Annotated in this window: 25 protein-coding genes and 1 pseudogene; 18 read left to right on the forward strand and 8 right to left on the reverse strand. The window is 56.7% G+C overall.

All coding sequences use genetic code 11. The annotated features are described in order from the left end of the window. Window positions 1-97 precede the first annotated feature (97 nt). The 6 genes from ACZ500_RS16320 to ACZ500_RS16345 all read left to right on the forward strand — a co-directional run bounded on the left by ACZ500_RS16320 (window position 98) and on the right by ACZ500_RS16345 (window position 6,972). Window positions 98-1,687 carry an alkaline phosphatase gene (locus ACZ500_RS16320; protein ID WP_464228446.1) on the forward strand — a complete coding sequence of 530 codons (1,590 nt, stop codon included), beginning with the start codon at window positions 98-100 and terminating at the stop codon, window positions 1,685-1,687. A gap of 251 nt (window positions 1,688-1,938) precedes the next feature. Continuing rightward, the gene (locus ACZ500_RS16325; protein WP_464228447.1) at window positions 1,939-3,159 is read left to right on the forward strand and encodes a YibE/F family protein; all 1,221 of its coding nucleotides are present in this window, start codon (window positions 1,939-1,941) and stop codon (window positions 3,157-3,159) included. Next, the gene (locus ACZ500_RS16330; protein ID WP_464228448.1) at window positions 3,156-3,446 is read left to right on the forward strand and encodes a hypothetical protein; all 291 of its coding nucleotides are present in this window, start codon (window positions 3,156-3,158) and stop codon (window positions 3,444-3,446) included. Before ACZ500_RS16325 ends, ACZ500_RS16330 begins: the two co-directional genes overlap by 4 nt. A 400-nt stretch (window positions 3,447-3,846) precedes the next feature. Next, the gene (locus tag ACZ500_RS16335; RefSeq protein WP_464228449.1) at window positions 3,847-4,221 is read left to right on the forward strand and encodes an HMA2 domain-containing protein; all 375 of its coding nucleotides are present in this window, start codon (window positions 3,847-3,849) and stop codon (window positions 4,219-4,221) included. A 334-nt stretch (window positions 4,222-4,555) separates the two neighbouring features. Next, a complete protein-coding gene (locus tag ACZ500_RS16340; RefSeq protein WP_464228450.1) occupies window positions 4,556-4,930 on the forward strand; it encodes a TraR/DksA family transcriptional regulator in 375 nt (124 codons plus the stop codon). An 11-nt stretch (window positions 4,931-4,941) separates the two neighbouring features. After that, window positions 4,942-6,972 (forward strand): lysophospholipid acyltransferase family protein, encoded by a 2,031-nt coding sequence (locus ACZ500_RS16345; RefSeq protein ID WP_464228452.1) that lies wholly within the window; start codon window positions 4,942-4,944, stop codon window positions 6,970-6,972. 264 nt (window positions 6,973-7,236) lie between these two features. Here ACZ500_RS16345 and ACZ500_RS16350 read toward each other — a convergent pair. Further along, a pseudogene (locus ACZ500_RS16350) lies at window positions 7,237-7,560 on the reverse strand (HMA2 domain-containing protein); the annotation flags it as partial. A gap of 308 nt (window positions 7,561-7,868) precedes the next feature. Between ACZ500_RS16350 and ACZ500_RS16355 the strand changes: the two are divergent. From ACZ500_RS16355 to metK, 5 genes are all read left to right on the forward strand, one after another. Further along, window positions 7,869-8,003 (forward strand): hypothetical protein, encoded by a 135-nt coding sequence (locus tag ACZ500_RS16355; RefSeq protein WP_464228453.1) that lies wholly within the window; start codon window positions 7,869-7,871, stop codon window positions 8,001-8,003. A gap of 71 nt (window positions 8,004-8,074) precedes the next feature. Further along, a complete protein-coding gene (locus tag ACZ500_RS16360) occupies window positions 8,075-8,521 on the forward strand; it encodes a hypothetical protein (protein WP_464228454.1) in 447 nt (148 codons plus the stop codon). Between the two features lie 146 nt (window positions 8,522-8,667). Beyond that, entirely contained in the window at window positions 8,668-10,554 is a 1,887-nt protein-coding gene (locus ACZ500_RS16365; RefSeq protein WP_464228455.1) for a cation-translocating P-type ATPase, read from the forward strand. Between the two features lie 97 nt (window positions 10,555-10,651). Beyond that, entirely contained in the window at window positions 10,652-11,707 is a 1,056-nt protein-coding gene (locus ACZ500_RS16370) for an HAD-IC family P-type ATPase (protein ID WP_464228456.1), read from the forward strand. Beyond that, complete coding sequence (metK, locus tag ACZ500_RS16375; RefSeq protein ID WP_464228457.1) at window positions 11,704-12,897, forward strand: methionine adenosyltransferase; 1,194 nt, start codon at window positions 11,704-11,706, stop codon at window positions 12,895-12,897. Before ACZ500_RS16370 ends, metK begins: the two co-directional genes overlap by 4 nt. 225 nt (window positions 12,898-13,122) lie before the next feature. Here metK and ACZ500_RS16380 read toward each other — a convergent pair whose 3' ends face one another. Next, a complete protein-coding gene (locus tag ACZ500_RS16380) occupies window positions 13,123-13,794 on the reverse strand; it encodes an IS1/IS1595 family N-terminal zinc-binding domain-containing protein (protein ID WP_464228458.1) in 672 nt (223 codons plus the stop codon). A gap of 297 nt (window positions 13,795-14,091) precedes the next feature. Between ACZ500_RS16380 and ACZ500_RS16385 the strand changes: the two genes are divergently transcribed. The 3 genes from ACZ500_RS16385 to ACZ500_RS16395 are packed head-to-tail and all read left to right on the forward strand — an operon-like array spanning window position 14,092 to window position 16,182. Continuing rightward, window positions 14,092-14,649: a cation-transporting P-type ATPase gene (locus tag ACZ500_RS16385; protein WP_464228459.1), complete on the forward strand. Its 558-nt coding sequence runs from the start codon at window positions 14,092-14,094 to the stop codon at window positions 14,647-14,649. Between the two features lie 4 nt (window positions 14,650-14,653). Further along, complete coding sequence (locus ACZ500_RS16390; RefSeq protein WP_464228460.1) at window positions 14,654-15,418, forward strand: hypothetical protein; 765 nt, start codon at window positions 14,654-14,656, stop codon at window positions 15,416-15,418. After that, entirely contained in the window at window positions 15,382-16,182 is an 801-nt protein-coding gene (locus tag ACZ500_RS16395; RefSeq protein WP_464233070.1) for an HAD-IC family P-type ATPase, read from the forward strand. The genes ACZ500_RS16390 and ACZ500_RS16395 overlap by 37 nt, the downstream gene beginning before the upstream one ends. 106 nt (window positions 16,183-16,288) lie before the next feature. On the opposite strand, the gene ACZ500_RS16400 is transcribed toward ACZ500_RS16395, so the two are convergent. The 6 genes from ACZ500_RS16400 to pstC form a co-directional block, all read right to left on the reverse strand. Continuing rightward, a complete protein-coding gene (locus tag ACZ500_RS16400; RefSeq protein WP_464228461.1) occupies window positions 16,289-16,576 on the reverse strand; it encodes a hypothetical protein in 288 nt (95 codons plus the stop codon). A gap of 219 nt (window positions 16,577-16,795) precedes the next feature. Further along, window positions 16,796-17,470, reverse strand: coding sequence for a phosphate signaling complex protein PhoU (gene phoU, locus ACZ500_RS16405; RefSeq protein WP_464228462.1), 675 nt, complete (start codon window positions 17,468-17,470; stop codon window positions 16,796-16,798). A gap of 186 nt (window positions 17,471-17,656) precedes the next feature. Further along, window positions 17,657-18,526, reverse strand: a complete 870-nt coding sequence (pstB, locus tag ACZ500_RS16410; RefSeq protein WP_464228463.1) for a phosphate ABC transporter ATP-binding protein PstB — start codon at window positions 18,524-18,526, stop codon at window positions 17,657-17,659. A 165-nt stretch (window positions 18,527-18,691) separates the two neighbouring features. Continuing rightward, window positions 18,692-19,744 carry a PstS family phosphate ABC transporter substrate-binding protein gene (locus ACZ500_RS16415; RefSeq protein ID WP_464228464.1) on the reverse strand — a complete coding sequence of 351 codons (1,053 nt, stop codon included), beginning with the start codon at window positions 19,742-19,744 and terminating at the stop codon, window positions 18,692-18,694. 55 nt (window positions 19,745-19,799) lie between these two features. Further along, window positions 19,800-21,071 (reverse strand): phosphate ABC transporter permease PstA, encoded by a 1,272-nt coding sequence (gene pstA, locus ACZ500_RS16420; RefSeq protein ID WP_464228465.1) that lies wholly within the window; start codon window positions 21,069-21,071, stop codon window positions 19,800-19,802. Beyond that, a complete protein-coding gene (gene pstC / locus ACZ500_RS16425) occupies window positions 21,068-22,456 on the reverse strand; it encodes a phosphate ABC transporter permease subunit PstC (protein ID WP_464228467.1) in 1,389 nt (462 codons plus the stop codon). Before pstC ends, pstA begins: the two co-directional genes overlap by 4 nt. 294 nt (window positions 22,457-22,750) lie before the next feature. Between pstC and ACZ500_RS16430 the strand changes: the two genes are divergently transcribed. The 4 genes from ACZ500_RS16430 (at window position 22,751) to ACZ500_RS16445 (ending at window position 26,884) form a co-directional block, all read left to right on the forward strand. Further along, complete coding sequence (locus ACZ500_RS16430) at window positions 22,751-23,443, forward strand: class I SAM-dependent methyltransferase (RefSeq protein ID WP_464228469.1); 693 nt, start codon at window positions 22,751-22,753, stop codon at window positions 23,441-23,443. Continuing rightward, on the forward strand, window positions 23,422-24,126 hold the full coding sequence (locus ACZ500_RS16435; protein WP_464228470.1) for a phosphatidylserine decarboxylase: 705 nt from the start codon (window positions 23,422-23,424) through the stop codon (window positions 24,124-24,126). The genes ACZ500_RS16430 and ACZ500_RS16435 overlap by 22 nt, the downstream gene beginning before the upstream one ends. 144 nt (window positions 24,127-24,270) lie before the next feature. Continuing rightward, complete coding sequence (locus ACZ500_RS16440; RefSeq protein WP_464228471.1) at window positions 24,271-24,459, forward strand: hypothetical protein; 189 nt, start codon at window positions 24,271-24,273, stop codon at window positions 24,457-24,459. Window position 24,460: 1 nt separating this feature from the next. Then, the gene (locus ACZ500_RS16445; protein WP_464228472.1) at window positions 24,461-26,884 is read left to right on the forward strand and encodes a glycosyltransferase; all 2,424 of its coding nucleotides are present in this window, start codon (window positions 24,461-24,463) and stop codon (window positions 26,882-26,884) included. The last annotated feature ends 112 nt before the right edge of the window (window positions 26,885-26,996 follow it).

Raw genomic sequence — 26,996 nt, forward strand, 5'->3', positions numbered from 1 at the left:
GGCAAGAATTAGAAAACATTATGAAACTATTGACTAAAGGCGTCCATCCATAACCATCCGACCACTCGACTATCATTAAACAGTAAGGAGGCAAACCATGAAAATCGGAAAACAAGCTGGAGCAGCGCTCCTGGCCATGCTGATCCTTTTCGCGGCCACGTTGGCCTGTGCGGCTCAACCGAAATATGTCTTTTTCTTCCTCGGGGACGGCATGTCAGCCTCGCAGATCCAGGCAACCGAGGCCTATCTGGCTACCAAATCTGCAATCGATAAGGGGCTGCCTCCAGGCCCGAACTACGGCGAATTAGAGGCCGAGTATCTACTTGCCGATGAAAACCGCCTCAATATGAGCAAAATGCCGGTGGCGGGGATGCAAACCACCTATGATTCCTTTGCCTTGATGACCGACTCGGCGTCTTCGGCCACGGCCTTCGCCTGTGGAATCAAAACGCGGAGCGGGACCATCGGAATGGATGACACCAAGACCCATTCCTACAAAAGCGTCGCCCAGCTTGCCCACGAAAACGGCATGAAGGTCGGCATCATCTCGAGCGTTTCTTTGGACCATGCCACACCCGCCGCCTATTATGCCAGCGTCCCGAGCCGCGGCGACATGAATGCCATCGGCACCCAGTTGGCTGCGACCGGATACGAGTTTTTCGGGGGCGGAGGATTGGTCAAACCCGATGCTCCAAACGATGTCTATGAACTGCTCACAAACAACGGTTACGAAGTCCGCAATACCCGCGAATCGATCCTCGCGCTCAAGGACGCCCCCAGAGACCGGGTCGTCTGCATCAACCCGTGGCTGCAAGACTCTTCGGCCATGCCCTATGCCATCGATAGACCCGATACCAACCTGTCGCTCGCCGAAATGACCGAAGTCGCCATCGCCAACCTCTATGACGGCAGATCCAATAATCCCGCCCGCGATAATTTCTTCAGAGGCTGGGGAAGAAAACATGAAGGCAACGGCAAAGGATTCTTCATCATGGTCGAAGGCGGCAAGATCGACTGGGCCTGCCACGCCAACGACGCCATGGCGACCATCGGCGATATGCTCGATTTCGACAACGCCGTCGGCGTAGCCCTCGAATTCTACAGAAAACACCCCGAACAGACCCTGATCGTCGTCACCGGCGACCACGAGACGGGCGGCATGACGATCGGCCATGCCACCACGGCGTACAAGGCCTATTACGATCGACTGCTCGGACAGACCAACAGCTTTCAATACTTCCGGGAAAATGGGTGGACAGATCACAAAGACGCCTACTCTGGTTGCTGTCCTGATTGTGCCTCCGACCCTGAAACCCTGTCTTCGAATGGAGACATGCTTGCTCTGATGGAAAATGCCTTCGGTCTGGTTTGGGCTGACCTCAACGAATACCAGAAGGAAAAGCTGGAGGACGCCTATGACCAATCGCTTTGCGGGACAAATGACAACACGGCCGACGAAAACCGCTATCTCTATGGCGGCTACGAACCGATCATCGTGACCATCACCCATATCCTGAACGAGCGCGCCAGCATCGGGTGGACCTCCTATTCCCACACCGGCGTGCCGGTTCCGATCTTCGCCCATGGCCGGGAAGCCGAACGGTTTGCAGGTTTCTACGACAACACCGATATCGCCAAGCGGCTTGGCGAGGCCATGAACCTCCCGAGCCTGCCCATCGAAAAATAGGAATGCTTTCTGGCTCCATCCATTTTCTCCAGGCCGCATCTCATCGCCGGTTGGAAAAAGTGCGAAGGCACTTCCCATCCGGCCGGCTTGGATCCGGCAGCCCTGCTCATGACTCGATGTGCTGCCCAGCACAGGAATTCGGCAGCACGGCCTCGGTGAAAAGGGGGCCCTGACGGTCCTATTCGAATCCATAACGTGACAGGCGGTGCCGGAGAGGCGCCGCCGCTTTTTTTCGGCGGGAGAGAAGCTACATGTCAACCAAGCAGCACCATGAATGGATTTTTTCGCTGATCATCGCGGGCATCTGCGTCGCGCTCTCATTCCTGGATCTCGCCCGCATCCCCAGCGCTCCAAAAGGGATCCACGCACGCGGTGTGGTGGAGGCCGTGGACAACAGCCGCGTACGTCAAAATCTCATCGTCAAGACCGAGGAGCAGTTCCTCACCGTGCGGCTGATCAACGGCCCCAATGAAGGACAAACCATCGAAATTGTCAATATGTTGACCGGAAGGATGGAATTCGACGAATTCTATGAGACCGGGAAAATCATCCTTGTCGAATACGACACAATCGACGGGCGGCCCGCCCACGGGGTTGCACGAGGCTACGACCGCCTTCAGATGCAGCTTCTTCTCATCGGCATCTTCGGCATTCTCCTTCTGGCTGTCGCCGGGGTTACCGGATTGAAGGCCGTATTGTCCTTCCTTTTCGCGGCGATGATTCTCTGGAAGCTCTTTTTCCCACTGCTGCTGCGCGGCTTTCCTCCTCTTTCGACGGGCCTCGCCATCGCGGCCCTTCTCACTGCGGTGATCACCTTCTCGGTCGGTGGGATCAACCGGCGTGGCCTTGCCGTCTTTCTGGGCTCCATGCTCGGCGTCGGGCTCACCTGTGCGCTGGCAGTCGGTTTTACCAAGGCGTTCGCGCTCCACGGTGCGGTGCGGCCTTTTGCCGAAACCCTCCTCTACTCCGGCCATTACACACTCGATCTGACGGGCATTTTCATCGCCAGCGTCTTTATCGCCTCCTCCGGTGCCGTCATGGACCTCGCCATGGACATTGCCGCGAGCATGGACGAAATCAAGCGCAGGCATCCGGACATTGCCACCTTCGAGCACTTGCGCTCGGGTCTGCGCGTTGGTCGAGCGGTCGTCGGGACCATGACGACCACGCTTCTCCTCGCCTATTCCAGCAGCCACATAGCGATGTTCCTGCTGTTTATGGCCAAGGGTCTCCCGGCGGTCAACATCCTGAACGCCCCATTCGTTGCCGCCGAGGTGCTGAATATCCTGGTTGGAAGCTTTGGACTGGTGACGGTGGCTCCCCTCACCGCCTTTTGCGCCGCCCTGCTCTATCGACAAACCGGGCGGGAAAGCGTTGAGCTCGAGATGATGGACGCAACCCGATCCGCGGAGAAAGCATTGCAGGACAGCGCAGCATCTACGGCGACATCCGGAATCGCTTCCCAACCATGATCCGGAGACTGCTGACTCGGGGCGGTCGGATCGTCTCGGCGGGCGACCCGGAACGGATTGATCATCGGGAGTCGGAAACACCGCACTGGCCTGACCGGAGCGAACGGGCGGAGCAGCCTGGGACCTCCGTGCTGTGCACGCTCAGGCTGAGCTTCTTGGCCAAGATCTCGACCAGTGGCAGCAGCGGCATGGATCTTTCGACGGACCAAAGAACGGACTCACACGTGCGCTCCCGGGGGGAAACCCTTTACGAAGGCGAGCCCTTCTTCAGGATCAGAGGCCCTTGAAAAAGTCTCATGCCCTTACAGAGACGCTGCCTGAAGGCCATCCTACTGGCGAGCCTACTTTTAATAAACGCCTAATGAAAACCTAATACGCCCATTCCAGGATATGCGGCATGATCGATCACAATCCATCGTGCGTGCCGCAGGAGTTCTTTTCCTGATGCAGCCTACCGGCGTTACACCGGTGCGGAAAAACACCGAACGGCAGGGAAAGATTCATCTATCTGGTCCGCAACCTCAGATCAACCTCACGACGAGGCGGAAAAACACCGAAGAGCGCCCTCTCTGCCGCACCTCCGGGAACGTGAGCACGTATACGTGCAGGAAACTGGCGCTCCGAAGTCTCGATGCTCGCAACACCCAGCAAGCAGGAGCTTCTGCAAGCGAAAGAAGGAGACAAAAGATGATGACGGTCTATATGCACAGCATTCCCGGCAGGCTCCGTGTCAAGATCCCCATGCTCAAGGCCCAGTCCGGTTTATCCGAGCGCCTGACGGATGAACTCGAATGCCTGACCGGCATCGACCACATCACCATCAACCCGGTCACGGGCAGCGTCACCATCAGATACCAAACGGATGTACTGAACGCGGATCAAATCCTGGCCTGTTTCGAAGGATCCGGACTCCTGGACAGCCGATTCATCCGCACCCAAGCCGATCCCGAAACCCAGGTCTCAGAGCAGGTCGGCGGCGTCGTGGGTAAGGCCCTGTTCGGCTGGGCCGTGGGCAAGGCCCTGGAGCCGACGGGCCTCTCCTTTCTTGCGGCCCTGATCTGAGCCGCAGCGTGCGGAATATCCGTCTTGACGCTGACAGCGAACCAGGCGCCGATGAAAAAGGATGGCGCTTGAAGCAGAGTGCGTCACCGCCCGCTTTTCCCATCTCCCATGCCTCCCAACCGGTCCTCCTTCATCAAAGTCTTGCATGACTCTCCAATGTTCCAAACATTCCTCGGCTAAATATCTCCCATGATTCACAACCCCTTTCCATGCCCACGCCGCCTGAGAACGCCCCCGTCATCTTTCTCCGGCGGCCATGCCGATTTACTGCATTCGGGTCTTATGCACCAATACGGAACACCGCAGCCATTCGATCTCGGCGAGGTACAAGGAAATGCAAATCATCAGCCAGCCATTCATCGACCAGGTTCTCGTACTGAAATCAGAAGCTGAAGGCCAGCTCAGGCAGCTTCTGAGCATGGGAAAACAGTATCACGCGGAAAACTCAGATGGGAGTCCATCGGAGATATGTGATAAAGCCCAGTATATGATCTCTCTAAATACAATTTACACATTAATCGAAAGGAAGAGAGCTTATGTTCTCAGACTGGATTCTATCCTGAATAAGATCAAAGAAAATAATGAATCTGCCTTATGCGAGCACTGCGGTGCATTGATTCCTATAGAGCGCATTTATGCCGTACCGGAAACCGCCCTTTGTGTTGCATGCCAGCACAAACTGGAACAAAAACATTTGATCTCGCAATAAAGGGAGTGCCCGTGTTAGCCCGAGAGACACTGGATGTTTCACCGTCGACGGTTGATTCGCAAAAGTTTTTTATCCGGAGGAAACTCGCCGCGCTGGCCAGCAGTTCCCTCGAGCATGCCCTGAGCATCGATCGCATAAGGGCGTCCTACGCTGCAATTCCCCGCAGTGAGAGTGTCAAAGAGTTTCTGGACCATCTCCTGCAGGTGCTCGGGGTGCGGTACTCTCTTGTTGGCAAAGAAGCCAAGGCCATTCCTTCCAGCGGCCCGGTGATTGTTGTGGCCAACCATCCATTCGGCGGTGTCGACGGTATCATTCTGGCCGCCATCCTCTCTTCGGTGCGCGGCGACTTCAAAATCCTGGCCAACTTTATCCTCGGCACAATCAAAGAGCTGCGGCCGCTGCTTCTGCTTGCCGACCCCTTTCAGAAGAAACGGACTTCACCGAAGAACATCGCGCCGGTCAAGCAGGCCTTGGAACTGCTGCGAAACGGAGGCATGCTGGCGGTCTTCCCCGCCGGTGAGGTCGCCCATTTTTCCCTTCGGCACGGTCACGTGGCGGAACCCCTGTGGAATGAGACGCTCTCAAAGCTTATCCAGCGCAGTTCCGTCCCGGTTTTACCCGTTTTCTTCAGGGGGAGGAACAGCAGCCTCTTTCAAATGGCCGGCCTTCTCCACCCCATGCTCCGAACGGCCCTTCTGCCGCGAGAGGTCCTGAACAAAAGCTCGTCCGAAATCCAGGTCAAAATCGGCAGCCTCATCGACCCCCACAAGATTGCAGCATTCAGCAAGCCGTCAGATGTTTCCGACTACCTGAGGCATCGCACCTGCCGGCTCGGCAAATCCATGGGACCAGCGACAAGGATGCTGCCCTTCCGCTTCAAAACACCGCGCCGTCACGCCGCTCCCCCGGCCCGGATCATCAACGCCGGAGACAAGACGACCATTGCGGCTGAAATCCAGGCGTTGCCCGAGGGGCAATCCCTGCTTGTCAGCGGTGAATTCGAGGTTTTCGTCGCACGGGCCGCCCAGATTCCCCAACTCCTCGAGGAAATCGGCCGTCTCCGAGAGATCACTTTCCGGGCGGCGGGCGAAGGAACAGGCCATGCTCTGGACCTTGACCCATTCGACGATTGGTACCTCCAACTCTTTTTATGGAACCGGGAGCACTCCGAGGTAGTAGGGGCCTACCGGATCGGACCCACCGATGTCATCCTGCCCCGCCTCGGCCGGGAAGGCCTGTACACCAACACCCTTTTCCATTACCGCGAGCATTTCTTCGAGAAGATCGGCCCGGCCCTGGAAATGGGACGCTCCTTCGTAAGAGAAAAATATCAACGATCCTATGCACCACTTCTGATGCTCTGGAAGGGCATCGCGCGTTTTGTCGCGTGCAACCCTCATTACACGACACTCTTTGGTCCGGTCTCGATCACCAGCGACTATCGCAGCGACTCACGGCGCCTGATCGCTGCCTACCTGCATTCCCGCCACATCTCCAACGAACTCTCGGAGTTGGTCCAGCCCCGTACACCCTTCAAGTACAAGGCCCGGCTGCTTCAGGGCCGGAGAGGTCGCCGTCGCAAAACCTGGCCGGTCGATATCGAAGACCTGTCGAGTTGGATCGCCGAGATCGAACCCGACGGCAAGGGCCTGCCGGTCCTCCTGCGCCAGTACCTCAAACTCGGAGGAAATCTCCTGTGCTTCAATCTTGACCGCTGTTTCGGAAATGCTCTCGACGGGTTGATTCTCGTTAACCTCTTCAGGACAGAGCCGGCTCTCCTCAAGCGGTACATGGGCGTCGAAGGCTATTCCAGCTTCAGAGACTATCAAGCTGCGAGGCTCTTCGACGACAAGAACCCGCTCAGGCGGGATGGGAAGAAGATCCCGTATCAGCCTGCGCGCCCGTTCGGCAGCGCTTTCTTCGAGAAGCAGCCCGATGCTGAGAATCCAGAGGATCTCGAGAGCGGTCCAGGCCTGACCTGCAACGACCGCCAGGATCAAGGCGCCGCTGAGGAATGGAAAAAGGCCCATCCTGCGGGTTGATATAGCCTCTTTGACACCCCTGATTAAAAGCGGTAAGGCAGACCCCGCGGCGACGAAGCCGGTCACGCTGAAAAGCCCCGGGCCGGGCACTGCGCCGGTAAACAAACGGCGTAAAAAGAAATACCCCATAAAAGCGGTCAAAGCGAGGGCGTTGAAAAGGCTCCAGCCGATGAACCCACGATACGCGGACGGCTGCAGGGCATTTTGGGAGCGTTCCCGGCGCGTTGCGGAGGGACACTCCGCCGCTGCAGAGGAGGAGGACAGGTGTCGCTCGATGCAATCCAACATCTGGGACGTTGTATAGACGGCACTGTCGTAGAAGACGATGAGACTTCCGGTCCCGGAACGGATCAGTATGCGCTGGACACCCGGGACTTGCTCGAGATGCCCTTCGAACCTGTCGCGGGCGCCGATGACATTGCTTACGAAAGGCACTTTCAGCCGCAACCGCCCCGGGACAGCGTGGCACACCTTGATACGTACAAATTTCTTCATGATCGCGCCCTCCCGTTTCACTGCAAAGAGCGATCGTTTTTCGATCAGAGTCGTTCGAACGTCACCTCCGGACGAGCGACCTCTGATGATCATTTTTCCCGGTAGCGACGCCAATCCGTGCGGTTGGTCTGGACGCAACCTGGAAAACCCTTCGCTCAACCAAGTGATCCCCTTGCAATGATCAAAAATCCATGCCTATCCGGTTGGCACCCAAAACAAACTCTTCCCAGCAACCGTGGAAGCAGGCTGGTGTTCAATGGCAGGAAGAAGAATTTTTGCCCGTGTACGGCAAGAGATTTGCCTTTATTTAAGGGTTCTTTTGCCATTTCCTATGGCAGAGCGAGGCTGATCCGGTCTGCCTTCCGGCTTTAGCATGGGCCAAAACTTGGAAAGAGCATGCTTTGGGAGTTAACCGGATAGGCACGGAAGAAACCAAGGAAACCCTCGAGGATCTGACCGCCGAGGCCAAATCCGAACTGGCCGGGGAGCAGGCCGCTCCGGTTGCCAAGGCCAAAAAGGCCGTCACAACGACATAGCGGGGCCGCCGGTGCCGGACCTTCTACCTGCCATCCCCGAGGCCTGCCTCACGCATAAGACACCCGGTCGAATGCGGATCAAGGTCTCCTCCAGAACTGGGGATCATTCGTATTTTGCCCGGGTAAAAGAGGTGTTTGCCGCCAAGACGAAAGACCTCACGCTGGAGGTCAATCCGTTGACCGGCAGCCTGCTTTTCAAAGGTGAAACTGTGGAGGCCGGCAGGATCGGTGATATCGCTTCTCAGGCCGGGCTTTTTCAGCTCCTTTCGACGGCTGAATGGCGCGTTCCCATCTCCCGGCGGCTGGTGGAACCCGTGGGAGACCTCAGCCGGTCGGTCAGGCGTTTCACGCGCGGCGAGGTGGATCTACCGGGACTGGCTTTCATGGCCCTCCTTGCCGTGGGCATTGTGCAGATCCTGCGTGGCAACCTGCGTGCGCCCCCCTGGTACACCGCTTTCTGGTACGCCATGGGCATCTTCTCGAAATCCATCGTCGACAAGATGCACGGCGATGAATAATCAAGCGGTCTAAAGCGCGTGTCCGGCGGCCGGATCACGGTCTTCAACCCTTGCAGTCGTCAGGCGATTGCAAGGGTTTGTTGTCTGACGCATCGGGCGCAAACCAATCTGCGGACGATTCCATGATCCATCCCTTGCATACGAAGGTGCCTGGGAGGGCGCGCTTAAAGGTGGACGGACTGAGAGGTTCCGAAGCCCTGAAGCGGTTCCTGGAATCCCATCTGAATGCCCATCCAAAGCTGCTCTCGGCATCGGCCAACTCGGTAACCGGCAACATCCTGCTCCAATTCAGCGCCGATCTCGACTTTCGGGATGCAGCCGATTTGCTGGCAGCGTTCGTCGGCCACGCCCGCGGCGAGAACGTTTCGCTTATCTCTGGAACACTGGATTGCAGCGCGGGGGAATGCAGGGAAACAGAGCGCTCCCGAACGGCAGGCCTCGCATCCGGGATCGTTCGCTCAGTGAAGGACAAAATCCGCGAATTCCTCCCCTCCGAAGAGGCGCAGCCTTCAAGACCCTGGCACACACTGGATGCAGCGGCGGTATGGACGATCCTCGAAAGCGGAGAAAAGGGGATCTCCCGCGAACAAGCCGCGCGGCGACTGAAATTATACGGCCCCAACACCCTCCCGGAATCGCAACCGCGTTCGAGGTGGGATATCCTGTCCGGACAGTTTCTTTCTCTCCCGGTGGCCTTGCTCGGCGGTGCCGCCGGCATCGCCCTGGTGACCGGAGGCCTGCTGGACGCTCTGGTGATCGCCGGCGTAACGGTTGCCAATGCCATCATCGGATATGTAACCGAGTGCAAGGCCGAGAAGACCATCGCGTCGCTCAAACGGATCGTACACCCGGTCGCTTCGGTCTTGAGAGAAGGCAAGCCCGCCGAAGTGCCCATCGAAGAGGTCGTGATCGGGGACGCCGTGGTTCTGAAACCCGGAACATACGTACCGGCAGACAGCCGCATTGTCCGAGTCACCCATCTGAGCATCGACGAGTCGGCCTTGACCGGTGAGAGCATGCCTGTCCAGAAGCGGCCCGATGCCGTTACCCTCGAGAGTGTCCCCTTGGCCGAGCGTTTCAACATGGCCTATATGGGAACGCTGGTGACAGGCGGTGAGGGACTTGCCGTGGTGGTCGCTACGGGTGCCCACACCGAGATCGGCCGTCTTCAGATCCTTCTCGATGAAACCGAGCGGCCCGAAACACCGATCGAGAGACAGCTGCGGGTCATGGGCGATCAACTGGTGATTCTTTGCGGGCTGATCTGCGGCGCGGTCTTTTTGATCGGTTTCCTGCGAGGCTACGGATTTCTGCAGATGCTCCGGACGGGCGTCTCGCTGGCCGCAGCCGCTGTGCCGGAAGGACTACCTGCCGCCGCAACCATTAATTTTGCGATGGGCATCAACAAGATGCGGAAACACGGCGTTCTGATCCGCCATCTGCAGGCGGTTGAAACCCTAGGGGCTATACAGACCCTTTGTCTGGACAAAACGGGTACCATTACGCTCAACCGCATCGCCGTCACCGAAACCTACGCAGCCTTCGAAAAAGTTCATATCCGCAAACAAGGGCCCGCTGCGGAAACCGGCACAGTGAATTTTCAGGAAGGGAGCGCCCTCAGGAAGCTGATCGAAATCTGTACGCTCTGCAACGAGACCCGGATCGCCGTCGATCCGTCGACCGGCGGTTTCGAACTCAACGGGTCGCCCACCGAGCAAGCGCTTATCCGTCTAGCCTGGATTGCCGGCGTTGACCCCGTCCAGTTCCGTCAAGACCATGCCCTGCTCGAGATCACCTACCGGTCGGATGAACGCTTGTACATGACCACCCTCCACAAGAGGCCGGTTGCGGGGCATCTCCTGGCGGTCAAGGGAAGCCCGGCCGAGGTCCTGAATCTTTGCGGCCGGCAGTTCATGAGGGGAGAGATAGTCCCATTGGACGAGGTCGCCCGCAGCCGGATCGAGATGGAAAACGAACGGATGGCCGGTCAGACGTTGCGCGCGCGTACTGGGGGTTGCCTATGCCCTCCATGACGACGGTATTCCGCCGGAGCCGGCCGAAAACGGCAGTCTGGTGTGGCTCGGTCTCGTGGGGATGGCCGATCCTATCCGGGACGGGGTGGCACAATTGATGAGAGTGTTTCATCGAGCCGGTATCGGGACTATCATGATTACCGGGGATCAAAGCGCAACGGCCTACGCGGTCGCGGAGCAGCTGAACCTCAATGAGGAAGGTCCATTGGGTATTCTCGACTCGATCGAACTGGTCAAGATCGATCCAAAGCTCATGCAGGCCCTGTCAAGGAAGGTGCATGTCTACTCCCGGGTCAGCCCGGCCCACAAGCTCCGGATCGTCCAGGCCTTGCAGGGCGCCGGACGCGTGGTGGCCATGACCGGGGATGGCATCAATGACGGGCCTGCGTTGAAGGCCGCCGATCTTGGCATCGCCATGGGTGAGAGCGGGACGGACGTTGCACGGGAGGTGGCTGATGTCGTATTGGAGGGTGATGATTTGAGGATGCTTGTCATCGCCATTGCCGATGGCCGTTCAACCTATCGAAACATACGAAAATCCGTGCATTTTTTTCTTTCTACGAATTTGACCGAGATCATGGTGATGTTCCTGGCCGTAGCCGCTGGAATCGGGTTTCCCCTGAGCGTGATGCAACTGCTCTGGATCAACGTCATATCGGATATTTTTCCCGGGCTGGCCTTGTCGATGGAACCGCCCGAGCAGGATGTCATGCAACAGGCCCCCAGGGACCCGCAGGCGCCGCTGTTCGACAGAAACGACTTCAAACAGATGGTCCGGGAATCCGCTGTGATCAGTGCAGCGTCATTGGGAGCTTATGGCTTTGGAATTCTTCGATATGGCATGGGTATTCGGGCCGCCTCGCTCGCTTTTCAAAGCCTGACCATCGGCCAACTGCTGCACGCCCTCAGTTGCCGTTCCGAATCGAGTCACCTGTCGGGACAAGATAAGATGCCGGCGAACCCCTATCTTGCAATTGCACTCGGGGGGTCCCTTCTCCTGCAGGCCATGACACTTTTCGTGCCGCCTCTGAGGAATTTCCTCGGAGTGGCGACCCTGGGACTCGCGGATCTCGCCGTTGTCATGGGCAGTGCGGTGATCCCGTTGGTTGTCAATGAAACGGCCAAGGGCCGAAAGAAGGCGGAAGAGCCATGAGAAAAGACTATACATTCATTTCGGAATCTGTGACCGAGGGGCATCCCGATAAACTTTGCGACCAGATCAGCGACGCCATCGTCGACCACTTCCTCGTGCAGGATCCTTGTGTCCTTGTCAGGGCGGAGTGCGCCGTATCGAGCGCCATTCTTTTCATCGGGGCGCATTTCGCCACCAGCGCCAAGGTGGATCTTCCGCACGTGGCACGCAAGGTTATCAAACGAATCGGCTATGACCAACCCGATTTCAATTCCAAGACCTGCAGCATCCTGACAGCGCCTCAAGGCCGACCGCCCGAAAAAAAGGCCCTCTTTGACGAGCATGCCCTTACCGAGGCGGAAATCGATCGCATTACCTCGGGAGAACAGGGTACGGTGTTTGGTTTTGCCTGTGATCAAACATCCGTCCTGATGCCGCTGCCCATCGTGTTGGCTCATAAACTCGCTTACAGCCTGACCCAAGCGAGGACAAATCAGGACCTGCCCTATCTCATGCCGGATGGAAAGGTCCAGATCGGCGTCCAGTTTAAAAAGGGCCGGCCTTTTGGTATTCACAGCATCGCTGTGACCGCCAGCCAGAGAGACCCTAAATCGCCCGCCCAGAAAATGCTGCGCGATGATATCGTCGAGCGTGTGATCGGACCGAGCTTTGAGGATGAAGAGATCAAGCCCTTGAATAGAACGAAGCTTTTCATCAACCCTGACGGTGTGTTTACAGGAGGCCCTTCGCATCACTCTGGCCTGACCGGACGGAAGAACGCTGTCGACACCTACGGTAATTTTTCACGCCACAGCGGAAATGCCCTGAGCGGAAAGGGGCCCATGCGCATCGATCGGATCGGGGCCTATGCAGCCCGGTACGCCGCCAAGAATGTTGTCGCAGCCGGGCTTGCAACGGAGTGTGAGGTTGCACTCAGTTATTCAATCGGCATTACTCAACCGGTAAGCCTTCAGGTAGAGACCTTTGGCACCGGCAAATATTCAAATGAAGATCTTGGGGAAATCGTCCGGAGAAATTTCGATTTTCGGCTCGCCGGCATTTTGCGGCAGTTCAATTTGAGGCATTTGCCCGCTGCGCATCCGGAAGGATTTTATCAACGGATTGCTGCCTACGGCCATTTCGGCCGAACCGATATCGATCTGCCTTGGGAAAAAACCGACAAGGTGGAGATTTTAAAAGGGGACATATAAAACCGGTCCGTGGAAAAATCTGAACGCTCCTGCAGGTTCAGATCCATGCCACCCGAAAGGAAAGACCTGCAACCTCAGAACTTTCTCTACCACCCAACCGAAAAAGGGCCTGCCGAACATCGCCCTTGGCGCGTGTTGAAAAATTGCCTGTGCACAGGCCCCTGTCGATTTTTGATGTCCGGATCCCTTACGCGCAATGTGCGAGGGACACCTGCGCCCAAAGAGTCATTTTTCCGGAATCTCCTCCTCACGTTTAGAATAACCTCTGCAGGCCGGATACTGTGAGCAGCGAAACCTGATAAAACCCGGCTCCCGCATGTAGATATGCATCGAACTTCCGCATAGCGGGCATTGCGGACGGTCATTCGTCACCCCCCGGTTCGTTGAGGGGACGAACTGACGGTTACAGACAAGGCAGATATACCTCTCTTTTCCCTGAGGAGACCTTCCGTAGCGGTTCAAAGCATTTGACCCGCACCGGGGGCATTGGATATTCGCCTGGCACAACCTTTCCTGCTTTCGCATGCTGATGAGGATGATCCCTGAATATTTGATTTTGATTAGCCTTGAATTAATTTTTCGGGCAAGAATATCCGTCAGATAGATCCGAGAGTATTCTTCGTCCATCTCTGTCCATCTGAGAATGGCGATCGGCACGTTACCTCGGGCTGGTCGGGGTATCCCTCCCTCGGACCTAATGGTTCCCGCCTGCCTTCCTATGAGAGGGGTTATGGATCGGAAGGTGGATAAACCTTGATTCTTCATTGAGTACCACTGAAAATGGAAAGGGTAGCATTGGCACCGATACGCTGAACGTCGAAAAGATCTGAGGGCGCCTTGACTCGACATCGTGAATCGAATGCGGATAAGAAACCTGCAGGAAGAATCCTGCACCATCTGCCTGGTAGAGTGCGACTCGATGTCATTGGACTGAAAAAATGTGAAAAACTAGGACGTTATCTTGAAGGCAGACTCCTGGATTGTAGTCCGGTAAGAAACGTTTCCGCAAGTGCATGGACAGGAAATATCCTTGTCCAATTCGACAAGCGCTGGTCTTTCGATGAAGTCCGGAAGCACATCATTGTTTTTTGCGGCGAGTTCGAAGAGGCCTGCGGTTCCTCGGTCGAAGCTGCCAGGAAAAGGCACGGGAACGAAAAGAAATCTGAAAGAGCGAGACAACGCGGAAAGCCGCTGTTGCGGACAGATGAGGAAGAGCCATGGCATCGCCGGACAACGGCCGAAACGCTGGCCCATTTCCGCTCCTCCCGCTCCAAGGGCTTGTCGCCTGCGGCAGCCCGCAAAAAGCTCGAAATCTACGGGGGGAATCTCTTACCTGGTGCTGCGACGCGGTCAGCGTACCGCGTTCTGAAGGATCAATTTTCCCCGGTGCCGATGTCTTTGGCGGGGATGGCCGCAACACTGTCTATTTTCACCGGCCGGATCATCGAAGGGTTCGTGACCCTGGCTGTGGTGTCGATCAATGCGGCGGTCGGTTTCTATGCCGAGCGTAAGGCCGACCGGGATCTCGAAGCAACCCGGATGAACATAAGGCTTAACGCCTGCGTGTTGCGCAGCGGGCGTCTATTGCAAATTCCCTTTGAGAACGTCGTTCCAGGAGATGTCGTGGATTTGACCCCGGGAAGTCGAATTCCCGCGGATGCCAGGGTGATCGAGGCGCATAATCTCTATCTGAAGGATCAGCCGAGAGGGCTTCACCGATGTAACCGGCAAACGGTTATCCAACCCCGGTGACGAGATGGAATGGCTTCTGATCCTTGCTGCGCTCTGCAACGAGGCAGCGCTGGAAACACCCGAACACGTGCAATCGATCGAAGGCTCGTCGACCGAAAAGGCCTTGCTCGAGATGGTTGAAAGAGGCGGAGTCGATATAGAGGGTGTGCGGACGAAATATCCCCTATTGCGCAGTACGGGGCGCGTATCGGACCTGCCGCTGATGGTAACGAGCCATCTTGCGGATGGTGAAGTCGTTCTGACCGTCGTCAAAGGCAGTCCGCTGGAGGTTTTGGCTCGATGCGGGCATCTTCGCAAAAGCAACCACATCCTCCCCATGACGGAGGAAGGGCGACGGCGCATCGAGATCGAGAACGCCTCCGCAGCCGCCGCCGGGCTTCGTGTGTTGGCCTTCGCATACCAGTTCGAAACAGGTGGCGACCCCGGTGAAACCGGCAGGGAAGAGGCAGGGTTCATTTGGACCGGTTTTGCGGAGCTTGTGGACCCGGTGAGAGAGGGAGCGCACGGGCTGGTTCAAAATCTTCATCGAGCCGGTATCCGGACGGTTTTGATTACAGGTGACCAGAGCCTGACAGCGCAGCACATTGCGGAGCAACTGCAATTGAGCGGGGACGAGCCTTTACGGATTCTCGATTCGGCCGATCTGGAAGGCCATCCCCCCGGGGGACCCTGGAAACCCTCGTCAAGCGTACCCACGTCTTCGCAAGGCTCAATCCCACCCAAAAACTCCAAATTGTTCAAGCTTACCAGAGAGCCGGCCTTCATGTAGCCATGGTCGGCGACGGCGTCAACGATGTGCTGGCGCTCAAGGTCGCTGATGTGGGGATCGCCATGGGTCGCCAAGGCTCCATGCTTGCGCAGGAAACAGCGGATCTCGTTTTGGAGGACGACCATCTCGAAGGCGTGATGACGGCGGTGTTGGATGGCAGGGCCTTTTACAACAACACACGCAACGCTCTCCGATTCACGATGACGGTGAACCAGGTCGACCTCGGGCTCGAAATGCTGGCAGGGGCTGGTCTACTCCGTCCAACCGTCGGGGCCTGGACCAGCATCCCGACCAACCTTCTGGCTCTCGGACTCGCCTACGACACTCCCGGACCGATTGCATCCATGCAACCAGCCCGAGAGTACGGCAAACACCTGCTCACGGATCAGGAGGTTTCAATGAGCTTTTGGCATTCCGCTGCTTTATGCGCCGCTGCTCTGCCGGCGGGCGCATACGGCGTGCTGCGATACGGATGGGGAACAACGGCAGGCGGGCTTTTTCTGAACAGCGTGCTTATCAATCAGATGCTTTACGCGCTGATCTGCCGCAGCGATCACCATGGAAGCCCCTATCGGAAAGAAAGGAACCCCCTCTTGTTCATGAGCCTGTTGGGAGGACTGGGTATGCGGATCACATCCATGATGCTGCCTGGTTGGGGTCATTCATTTGATCGTGCAGCAAACCGCTTCCTTGACGTATCCATTGTCACAGCCTGCAGTCTTCTTTTGCCGGGCACATGGGCTAAAGCCTCTCGAGTGCCTTGAAACATCTGTAGCCGGCTGCTGTTCTGAAAAAAGCGATGGAACGCCGCCCTGTTGGAAACAGCGTTTGGGTGGGCACGAATCAGCGAACGACCGCCGCTGCAATACCTTACATTTTTTTCGTATTCAAATCGGTGCAAAGTCTCCGGAACAACAACTCGCCATTATGTCCTGGAGCGCGGCGTGCACTGTAACGCAGGAAGGCTACCAATCTTTTCAGATTCGCCTCATATTCCGTGAGGGCGGTATGTCGATCAGCCCGCTCGCGGCTCAAGCACCTTCTTGCCTCCCGCCAGGCTTCGAGGGCCTCTTTATCCGCCGCAAGAATGATGCTTTCAAAGTCCATTCCCTTGATGGCATCGATGAAGCTTTCCAAGTCAGAAGACTCTGAAATCATGTCGCTTCTCCCTATCACACAAAATACGCTGCAAAAGGCCGACGAGTGGATCAGCCCCTTGCGCGGCTGCTTTAGCTGGTCTTAAAGCCGCTGAAGGACATACTCCCCCTGAATCTATTCATACCACAGATCGAACGGCGGTACTGTTAGAATTCTGTTAGATGTCAACCCTCCCGCTCTCTGCGCGTGGGCACCGCGCCCCGGTTCAGGACAGCTCATTCATCCCTGACCCTCGCCGCGGTATGGGTTCCCCACGGATATAAAGTGCACGTTTTCGGCGACATTCATGAGGTGGTCGCCGATCCTCTCGCAGGATTTGGCGATAAAAAGGAGGGTCGTGCAGGCCTTGATGCTCTCCAGATCCTCCGACATCACCCCCCGAAGCTCCGAGAGAAGGCCGGCGTAGGCCTGATCTATGCGCTGGTCACGGTGCCACACCTCGATGGCCTGCGCCACATCCAGCTCAGCGTAGGCGCGAAGCACATCATGCAGCATGGCCGAGGCCATCTCCGCCATCTCGATGATCGTTCGAAGCGGCGCCTGGACGTTCAGGTCATTCAATTCGAGAAGGTGTCGGGCGATATTGGCGGCATAGTCGGCTACCCGTTCGAGATCGCCCGCGATCTTCAGCGCCCCGATGATCTGCCGCAGATCGACGGCCATGGGCTGTCGTTTGGCCAACAAGTACACGGTGAACGCGTCGATCTCGCTTTCGAGGGCGTTGATGCCCGCATCCGCTCGAAAGATCCTGCCGGCCAGATCCGTATCGCGGCGTTTGAAGGCCTCTATCGCGCCAGCGAACTGCCGGCCGCAGGCCTGGCCCATTTCAAGGACCTTCGATTTCAGCAGTTCGAGTTCTCTGTCGTATGCCTTGACGATATGTCGTTTGTCCATGGATTTTCTCACTTTGCTCAGCGGTGGCCATCAAAAGGGTATTCCTCCAAGCGGCCTGCACGTCAGGCGGGCCACCGGACCGGACCTGCGTCGGTACCGGGAGGGCGGTCTGCGCCGAAGGGAAGGTCTTCTTGAAGAGTCCTCGCAAAGTCCTGCGCGCGTCTCACCCGGGATCACGATGTTCCATCAGCCGAAGCGGCCGGTGATGTAGTCTTCGGTGAGCCGGTGCTTGGGCTTGGTGAACATCTCGGGGGTGGGACCGATCTCGACCAGATATCCGAGGTGAAAGTAGGCGGTGCGCTGCGAGATGCGGGATGCCTGCTGCATGGAATGGGTCACGATGGCGATGGTGTAATGGCTGCGCAGTTCATCGATCAGATCTTCGATGCGGGCGGTCGCGATGGGGTCCAGGGCGGAGCAGGGTTCGTCCATCAGGATGACCTCGGGGCTCACCGCGATTGTTCTGGCGATGCACAGCCGCTGTTGCTGCCCGCCGGAAAGCCCGGTTCCAGGCTGGTCGAGGCGGTCTTTCACCTCCTCCCAGAGACCCGCCTTTTGGAGCGCGGTCTCGACGATCTCGTCAAGCATCACCCGCTTTTCCGCCAGGCCGTGGATCTTGGGCCCATAGGCCACGTTGTCGTAGATGGATTTGGGGAAAGGGTTCGGTTTTTGAAAGACCATCCCGACCTGTGCACGCAGAGGAACCACGTCCAGGGCGGGATCGTAGATATCCGTTTCGTCGAGCCGGATGTTCCCCGTGACACGGCAGCCTTCGATCGTGTCGTTCATCCGATTCAGGCAGCGCAGAAACGTGGATTTGCCGCAGCCGGACGGCCCGATCATGGCGATCACCTCATTGCGGCCGATGTCGAGGGAGACGTTGAAGATGGCCTGTTTCGTCCCGTAATACACATCCACATCCCGACAGGTCATGCGCGCGTTCGGCACGTGAATATCCCCAATGGTGCGGAACGCCTTCGGGTCCTGGGTCTCGTTTGCCGTTGCAGGCCCTTGGTCGCGTTTTCCCCGAAACGGCAGGGCGGCCTGGTTCTTCATGCAAGCCTCGGTGCTGGAGGGTTGGCGGTTTTCTTCAAGGTCCGATCCGAAAAGAAAAGGTCAAACAGCAGATGTTTGATCGCAGCCCAATCCTTGCTTTTTCGAAAGTGGCCGGGCCCCGGTTTCCCGGGTCCCGGCCGTTGCGGCGAGGGGGGTGGGGCGCCGCTATTCACAGGAGAAGGTCTGCAAAGCCTTGACCGCTCCAGTGTATTTCTGCCGTTCCGCATCCGGCATGGGGATCAGCCCCTTTTCGGCCAGATAGCCTTCGGGTCCCCAGGTCTTTTCGCTGGTGAACTCGGCCAGGAATTCCCTCATGCCCGGGATGACATCCACGTGCGCCTTCTTCACATAAAAGAAGAGCGGCCTCGATACAGGATACTCACCCGAGGCAATACCTTCGAAGGAGGGCGCGACACCGTTTACGAAGGCCCCCTGGATCTTGTCCATGTTCTGATCGAGGAAGCTGAAGCCGAAGATGCCGAGGGCCTTCGGATTGGACACCAGCTTTTGAACGATCAGGTTGTCGTTTTCACCGGCCTCGATGTAGGCCCCGTCCTCGCGCAGGGTATGGCAGACGGACTTGAACCGCTTTTTATCGGCCTTCTTCAGGTCCGCCAGCATGGGCATCTCCAGCCCGCCTGTCTCCATGACCAGCTCGACGAAGGCATCCCGCGTCCCGGAGGTGGGAGGGGGGCCCATGACCTCGATCCGGCTGTCGGGCAATTCGGGATTGACTTCCCTCCAGGTCTTGAACGGATTCGGGACGAGCTTGCCGCTTCCCTGCGGATCGGGAATTTCCTTGGCAAGGGCCATGAAGAGGTCTTTCGTCGTGAGCTTCAGCGCCGGCGCCTGCTTGGAGTTGGCGATGACAATGCCGTCGTAGCCGATCTTCACTTCGACGATCTCGGTGACACCGTTCTTCATGCAGGTTTCACACTCACTCTTTTTGATGGCCCGGGAGGCGTTGGTGATATCCGGATGCTGGACCCCGACGCCTTCGCAGAACAGCTTGAAGCCGCCGCCCGACCCGGTGGACTCGATTTTCGGGGTCTTGAACGAGGTGGCCTTGCCGAACTGTTCCGCCACCACGGTGCTGAACGGGTATACCGTCGAGGATCCTACGATGCTGATGTAATCTCGCGCCGCATGGACCTGCGCAACCGCCATGCTTCCAACCATTGCCAATGCTGTACCAAGTGTAGCGATTTTCCTGAACATACCTCTGTCTCCTTTTTCTGTCTGAATGTTTTGGGTTTCCCATGGCGCGGGCAATTTACCAGCGCCGCTCGAACTTCTTCCTCAGCACAACGGCCAGCGCATTCATGGATATCAGGAATGCGAGCAGGACCATGATGGCGGCCGATGTCTTCTCGACAAAACCGCGTTCGGGGCTGTCGGCCCAGAGGTAAATCTGCACGGGCAGAACCGTTGACGGATCGTTCAGCCCCTGCGGGATGTCCGCGATAAAGGCCACCATGCCGATCATCAGCAGGGGTGCGGTCTCCCCGAGGGCCTGGGCCATCCCGATGATGGCGCCGGTCAGCATGCCCGGCATGGCAAGCGGCAGTACATGGTGAAAAACCATCTGCATCTTGGATGCCCCGATACCGAGAGCGGCCTCCCGGATGGATGGCGGCACGGACTTGAGTGCGGCGCGCCCGGCGATAATGATGGTGGGAAGGGTCATGAGGGTGAGGACCAGGCCCCCGACGATGGGCGCGGAGCGGGGCAATCCGAAGAAATTGAGGAAAACGGCGAGCCCGAGCAGTCCAAAGACGATGGATGGCACGGCCGCCAGGTTGTTGATGTTGACCTCGATGAGATCGGTCCACCGATTTTTGGGTGCGAATTCCTCAAGATAGACGGCTGCGGCCACCCCGATGGGGAAGGACAGCACCAGGGTCACCACGAGGGTGAAGAAGGAACCGCAGACGGCGCCCCAGATCCCGGCGAGTTCCGGTTCGCGCGAATCGCCGGCTGTGAAGAAGGTCTTGTTGAACTGGGAGCGGATACGGCCATCGTCCGCCAGGCGATCGAGCCATTCGATCTGACGGTCACTCAGACGCCGCCCGCTCTGGGGAACGCTTCGGCTGGATGGACTTTTGAAGAACATGTCGACATCGTCATCCGCCGGCAGCCACACAGGAAGGGTCTGCCCCATCAGATCCGGATCTTCCCGGACCAGATCGCGCAGGAGAAAGCCTGCCCCCGAACTCATGAGGGCCGCCAGTTGACGCCGTTCGCTGCGGCTCTGCACCTCGGGAAATTGTCTGTGCAGAGCGCCGCGAACAAGGGCCGGGTAATTGTCCGTGGCCGGATTACCGGTGTCCACCAGATTGGGATCGAAGAAAACGTCGAGTTGGATGACCGTCTGCCTGAAGGCGGTGTAGCCCTTGCTGATGATGGAGAGGAATAGAAAAGAGAGAAAGGCCAGGCTGAAAACAATCGCCGTGATGCCATAGAAGCGGAAACGCCGCTCCGCGCGGTAACGTCGTCGAAGACCCTGATTGACGATATCGATGGTCCGCGATCCATTCAGGTTCATTCGTATTGCTCCCGATATCTGCGCACCACGTGCAGGGCTATGACGTTCAGGCAGAGGGTTGCTAGAAAGAGGACCAGCCCCAGGGCAAAGGCTGCCATGGTCTTCGGGCTGTCGAACTCCTGATCGCCAACAAGAAGGGTCACGATCTGGACCGTAACCGTGGTGACGGTCTTGAACGGGTTCATCGTCAGGTTGGCGGAAAGCCCGGCGGCCATCACAACGATCATCGTCTCACCGATGGCCCGTGAGACCGCCAGCAGGATCCCTCCAACGATCCCCGGCAGGGCGGCGGGAATGATGACCTGGCGGATGGTTTCCGATCGCGTGGCGCCGATGGCATAGGCTCCGTCCCGCAGCGACTGGGGCACGGCGTTGATGACGTCGTCCGAAAGGGACGAGACGAACGGTATGATCATGACGCCCATGACAAGGCCCGCCGCGAGGGCGCTTTCAGATGAGATGGCCAGCCCAAGGAAGGAGCCGCTTTCGCGGATGAGGGGCGCCACCATGAGGGCCGCAAAAAACCCATAGACCACGGTCGGAATGCCCGCCAGGATTTCCATGAGAGGTTTTGCAGCCGCGCGAAACCGTTTGCCGGCGTATTCCGAAAGGTATATGGCCGACATGAGTCCGATCGGCACCGCCACCACCATAGCGATGGCCGAGACAAGCGCCGTGCCGAGAAACACGGGGACGGCGCCGAAGGCCCCGGACGACCCGACCTGGTCGGCCCGGATGGCCATCTGCGGGCTCCATTCGAGTCCGAAGAGAAACTCCGTGACGGGAACCGCCTTGAAAAACCGGATCGCTTCGTAAAGCACCGAAAGGACAATCCCGATAGTGGTGAAAACAGCGATAGTCGAACAGACAATCAGGATCGCCTTGAGCACGCTCTCGACTTGGTTTCGGGCGCGGAGGCGGGGAGAGATGGCACGCAGGACGATGAGCGCACTCCCGATCGCCAACAGGAGTGCGAGGACGCTCAGGGCGGCGCTGCTGGTGTCCTTCAAATCCAGGTAATGGGCGGCGGCCGCCTCCATGACCGGGTCGGCCTGCCCCGATAGGATGTTACCGGACACCAGATTACGGATATCGTTGACAACAAGGCTCAACCGATCGGCAGGCAAGGCTCGGATCTCCTCCGGCAGCTGCGCAACGACAAGATGGGTGATGATGCCGGTCTGCGCGCTCAACCAGACGCCGGAAACGATAAGGGCCGGAATCCCGCACCAAAGCGCGGTCAGCAGACCGTAGTAAACGGGCCTGGAATGAAGGCCCCCCATCGCCCCTGCGCGCCGGGCGACGGTTTGGGACCGCCGCAGACCGAGCCAGTAGGCGGCGGCTGAAAGCGCAAGCAGGATGATGAAGAGGCCCTTTGTTGACATGATTCGCGGAGAATCCCCTTTTGCTTCGGATTCCGGCGCGGAGCGGCAGCAGTCGGACAGGAACGACACATCCGGCCTTCGATGCGTGCACCGCGCCTTCTATGGGGTTAAGGTACGTCCGCTTGATTAGCATCGGATGATGTTCCCGTAAGAAATTCATTCAAAACGAACCGAGCGAATTTGCGAAAATTTCTAGCCCGAGTGATTTAAACACAAATCTTTCCAACTCCTTATACCAGTAAAACAATTCATATATAAGATTGCATACAATTCAATGCTTAATAGGAGACTGGATTGCAAAGTTTCAGCATAGATAAAGATACTATTTTAAAAATCCTAACCCAAGCAAAACCCCTCGGACATTACACAGATAAAAACAGTCTGAACCTTGGATTCGGATTTTTATATTATGGACTCGTGAGATGTCTGCGTCCTAAACATGCTGTTGTCATAGGTTCCGGTTATGGATTCAGTGTTGTCTGCATGGCTATCGCAATGAAAGACAATGGGTTTGGCGCAATGAGCTTTATAGATCCATCCTATAACATAATTAAAGATGGCCCTATAAAAACGATTGGTGGGCGTGGCAATTGGGATAATCCAGAAGCTGTGCATGCACATCTGAGTCAGTTCAATGTAGAAAATATTGTAAAACATTACAAAATGACATCTGAATATTTTTTCAGACAATATGATAATTATAAGTTGCCTTTAATAAATCTAGCATTCATCGATGGTAATCACTCATTTGAAAATGTCCGTTTCGATTTTACAAATATTCTGAAAAGGTCCAAGAAAAACAGTTATATTCTTCTGCACGACACCAATGTGTATATGCGGGAAGCTATAAGGAATACGGGGGTCAAGAGGTGGTTGAAATGTGTGAGAGACAATAAGCACTTCGAGCTGGTCGATTTCCCCTATTCATCCGGGGTGGCGATTGCACGCATACTGAAGGTCGAGGCATGGAAGCATTTACCCGAATAGCCTTGGCCGGTTCCCTCTTGTTGGGGACATTCCTGGGCGCCTTCGCATTTTGGCGCTATGTCTGGTTTTTTCGAAATCCCCCTCGGCGAACGCCGGCCGGCCTGAATGTGGTGAGTCCCGCGGACGGAACGATTGTGTATGTGGAAAAAATTTCTCCTTCAGAACCCATCATTTGTATTAAACAAGGTCACAGCGTCAGTGTGAATGAAATCGTCAAGGAGGATCTTGAGCATACGAAAGTCATTATCGGCGTATTCATGAGTCCATTCGATGTGCACTATAATCGTGCTCCCATTTCTGGGAATATCGAGTTGATTCGGCATCATCCCGCCAAACGCAAAAATTTTCACATGGGATCGATGCATCTGCGAACTCTTTTCAAACGTTTGCCGCTTTATGCAAACAGTCTTCATATCGTTGAAAATGAAAGAACGGTCACGGTGATCCGAGGATCCCTCAAAGAGATGCCTATTTCGTGTTATGTCGTTCAGATCGCCGGCGGTTCGGTCTCAGGAATCGACCAATTTTTCTATGAAGGCCAAGATCTGGAAAAAGGGCAGGTCTTTGGAATGATTCGCATCGGATCGCAAGTCGATCTGGTCGTGACTTGGAACGACAGCATGAAGATACTCGTCAAACCCGGCGATAGAGTCCGGGCCGGCGAGACCGTCTTCATCGTTTAGATTGCGCTCAGGGTTGTTTTTTGATGCAGGGGGGGCAATTCGACGCATAAAGTCGACTCCTACATCGTTTTGGTCTCTGAGGTATATCGGGGAGCATCCCTCCGGAGATGCCTTATCCAGCACGAGCCGGTTACCAATCCGGAAATGAGGATGTTTCTTCACCGGCTTCGCCGCCTGGTCCCACCGCTTCGCGCCAGGTCCCATTTTGCCGATCGCCAGGAAATCAAGCGTTTGCCCGGAGGCAATCCACAAGTCGCCGTACAAGCAAAGGGTTGGATTGACACCGAGATCGGCCGAAAAGACCTTTTCCGGATAAAAACCAGGGAGGATTGAAATGGAACCGATGACAATGAGGGCTGATCTGCATGTTCACTCTAAATATTCAAAACGGCCTTCCGAATGGATCCTACGTAAGATCGGCTGCTCCGAGAGCTACACCGACCCGCACCGACTATACCGAACGGCCCGTGAAAGAGGCATGCATTTTGTCACGATTACCGACCACAACACGCTGTCCGGGAGCCTGGAAATCGCCCACTTGGAAGGGACGTTCGTCAGCGAAGAAATAACCACCTATTTCCCCGAAGATCGCTGCAAATTGCACGTACTTGCCTATGACCTGACCGAGGTACAGCACGCGGATATTTCCCGCCTCAGGGAAAATGTCTATGATCTGGTCGCCTATCTGGACAAAGCGGGTATTCTGCATGCGCTCGCCCATCCGCTCTATGCCGTGAACGACCGGCTCAGCCTGGAAACGATCGAGAAACTGATGCTGCTCTTCACGCATTTCGAGATCAACGGATCGAGGGATCGCCATCAGAATGACAGTGTCAAGGCGATCGTCGAAAAAATCGGCAAAATGGATATGGAGCGCCTTGCGAATAAAACCGGGATAAAACCCATTGGGAGGGAGCCCTGGAAAAAGGTCCTGATAGGCGGGTCGGATGACCACTCTTCCCTCACGATCGCACGCACCTATTCCGAAGTGACAGGGGCATGGTCCAAAGAGATCTTTCTCGATTCGATCCGCATGGGAAATATCACCGTTGTGGAGCGCGTCTCAACTCCGAAGACCATGGGGCACAACCTTTACAGCATAGGCTACCAGTATTACGGAAGTCGGTTCAACCTTCACAAGGCCGTAAGTCATGAGCCCTTTCTACGCTTCACGGACCACGTGCTCACGCCCAAACGGGACCGGTCGGAGGACGGGTTCCTGCAGCGCCTGAAGCAGGCCGCTTGGAATCTGCGCCGGCCCGGCGCACGGATGATTTCCGGGACAACGAGGCTTCAGGACCTGCTCCTGAAAGAGGCCAGAGAGGTGATCTTCGAGGACCGTGTACTGAAACAGGTTCTGGAGGGAGATGTCATTCATCTCGAGCAGATGGACGAGGTATGGTTCAGCTTTGTCAACCAGATCTCAGAAAAGGTGATCAAGAAACTGGCCGATTCGATCTTCGACAATCTCTCAGGAGCGAATGTCATCGATATCTTTCAGATGATCGGCTCTGCCGGATCCCTTTACACCCTCTTGGCGCCCTATTTCGTATCCTATTCCCTCTTTACCAAAGACAGAGAGTTCGCGCGCCTATGCCAGAGCGATCTTTTCGAACACCGAAAGAAGGATCGGCAGCGATTGAAGATCGCCCATTTCACCGATACGTTCTATGAGGTGAATGGTGTGGCTTTGACCCTGCAGATGCAGCTTCAAATGGCCCTCAAGAACCATAAACAACAGACGATCATCACCTGCGACCTCAGGCCCGACGCATCAGGCGTCGTCAACTTCGCGCCTATCGGCGTCTATGAAATGCCGGAATACCCTGAGCTGAAGTTGTATTACCCCCCGCTTCTGAAGATGCTCAACGCCTGCTTCGAGCAGGGATTCACCCATATCCACTCAGCGACACCTGGTCCCGTGGGCCTGGCGGCACTGGTGATCGCACGCATTCTGCGCCTTCCTTTTCACGGCACATACCATACCGCCCTGCCCCAATATGTGATGCACCTGACAGAGGACAACGCAATGGAAGATCTGATGTGGCGGTACATGATCTGGTATTACAACCAGATGGAGGCCATCTATGTCCCATCCAAAGCCACCGGTGAGGAACTCGCCGCTCATGGCATTCCACGTGAAAAGCTGCGCTTATACGACCGTGGCATCGATATCGAGCGCTTTCATCCTTCGAAACGCAACGGTTTTTTCAAGAAGCGGTTGGGGTTGACGGCCGACACCATCAAATTACTGTATGTCGGGCGGGTGTCGCGGGAAAAAAATCTCCCGTTCCTCGTCGAGGTCTTCAAACGTGTGGCCGCCCAAAGGGAGGACGCTCATCTCGTGGTGGTCGGAGACGGTCCTTACCTGCCGGAGATGCGCCGTGCGCTTGCCGGCTTCAACGCTTCCTTCACAGGCTATCTGGAAGGGGAAGACCTGGAGCAGGCGTATGCGTCGAGCGACGTCTTCCTCTTCCCATCGACGACGGACACCTTTGGCAACGTGGTCCTCGAAGCGCAGGCATCCGGGCTGCCCGTCATCGTTACGGACTCCGGAGGCCCGCAGGAAAACGTGATACCCGGAGAAACCGGCTACGTCGTACCGGCCGGAGACTGCACGACGTTCGTGCATGCGATACTCGGGATCGTAAACGACCGTACCAAGCTGGAGACCATGAGGGCAAAGGCCCGTGCATACATGAAAAATCGGTCATTTGAATCGGCTTACCTCGATCAGTGGAACAGCTACCGGAATTGACCGCAGTATGCGCGTTACATAGATGGCGCCCGATCACGGGTTGCACGCCGGGCAAATTCAACAAAGCGTGGCCACTCCCAAGTCAACCTCACCCAAATCTGTGCACCCAGCA

This window comes from Desulfatiglans parachlorophenolica (assembly GCF_055394735.1).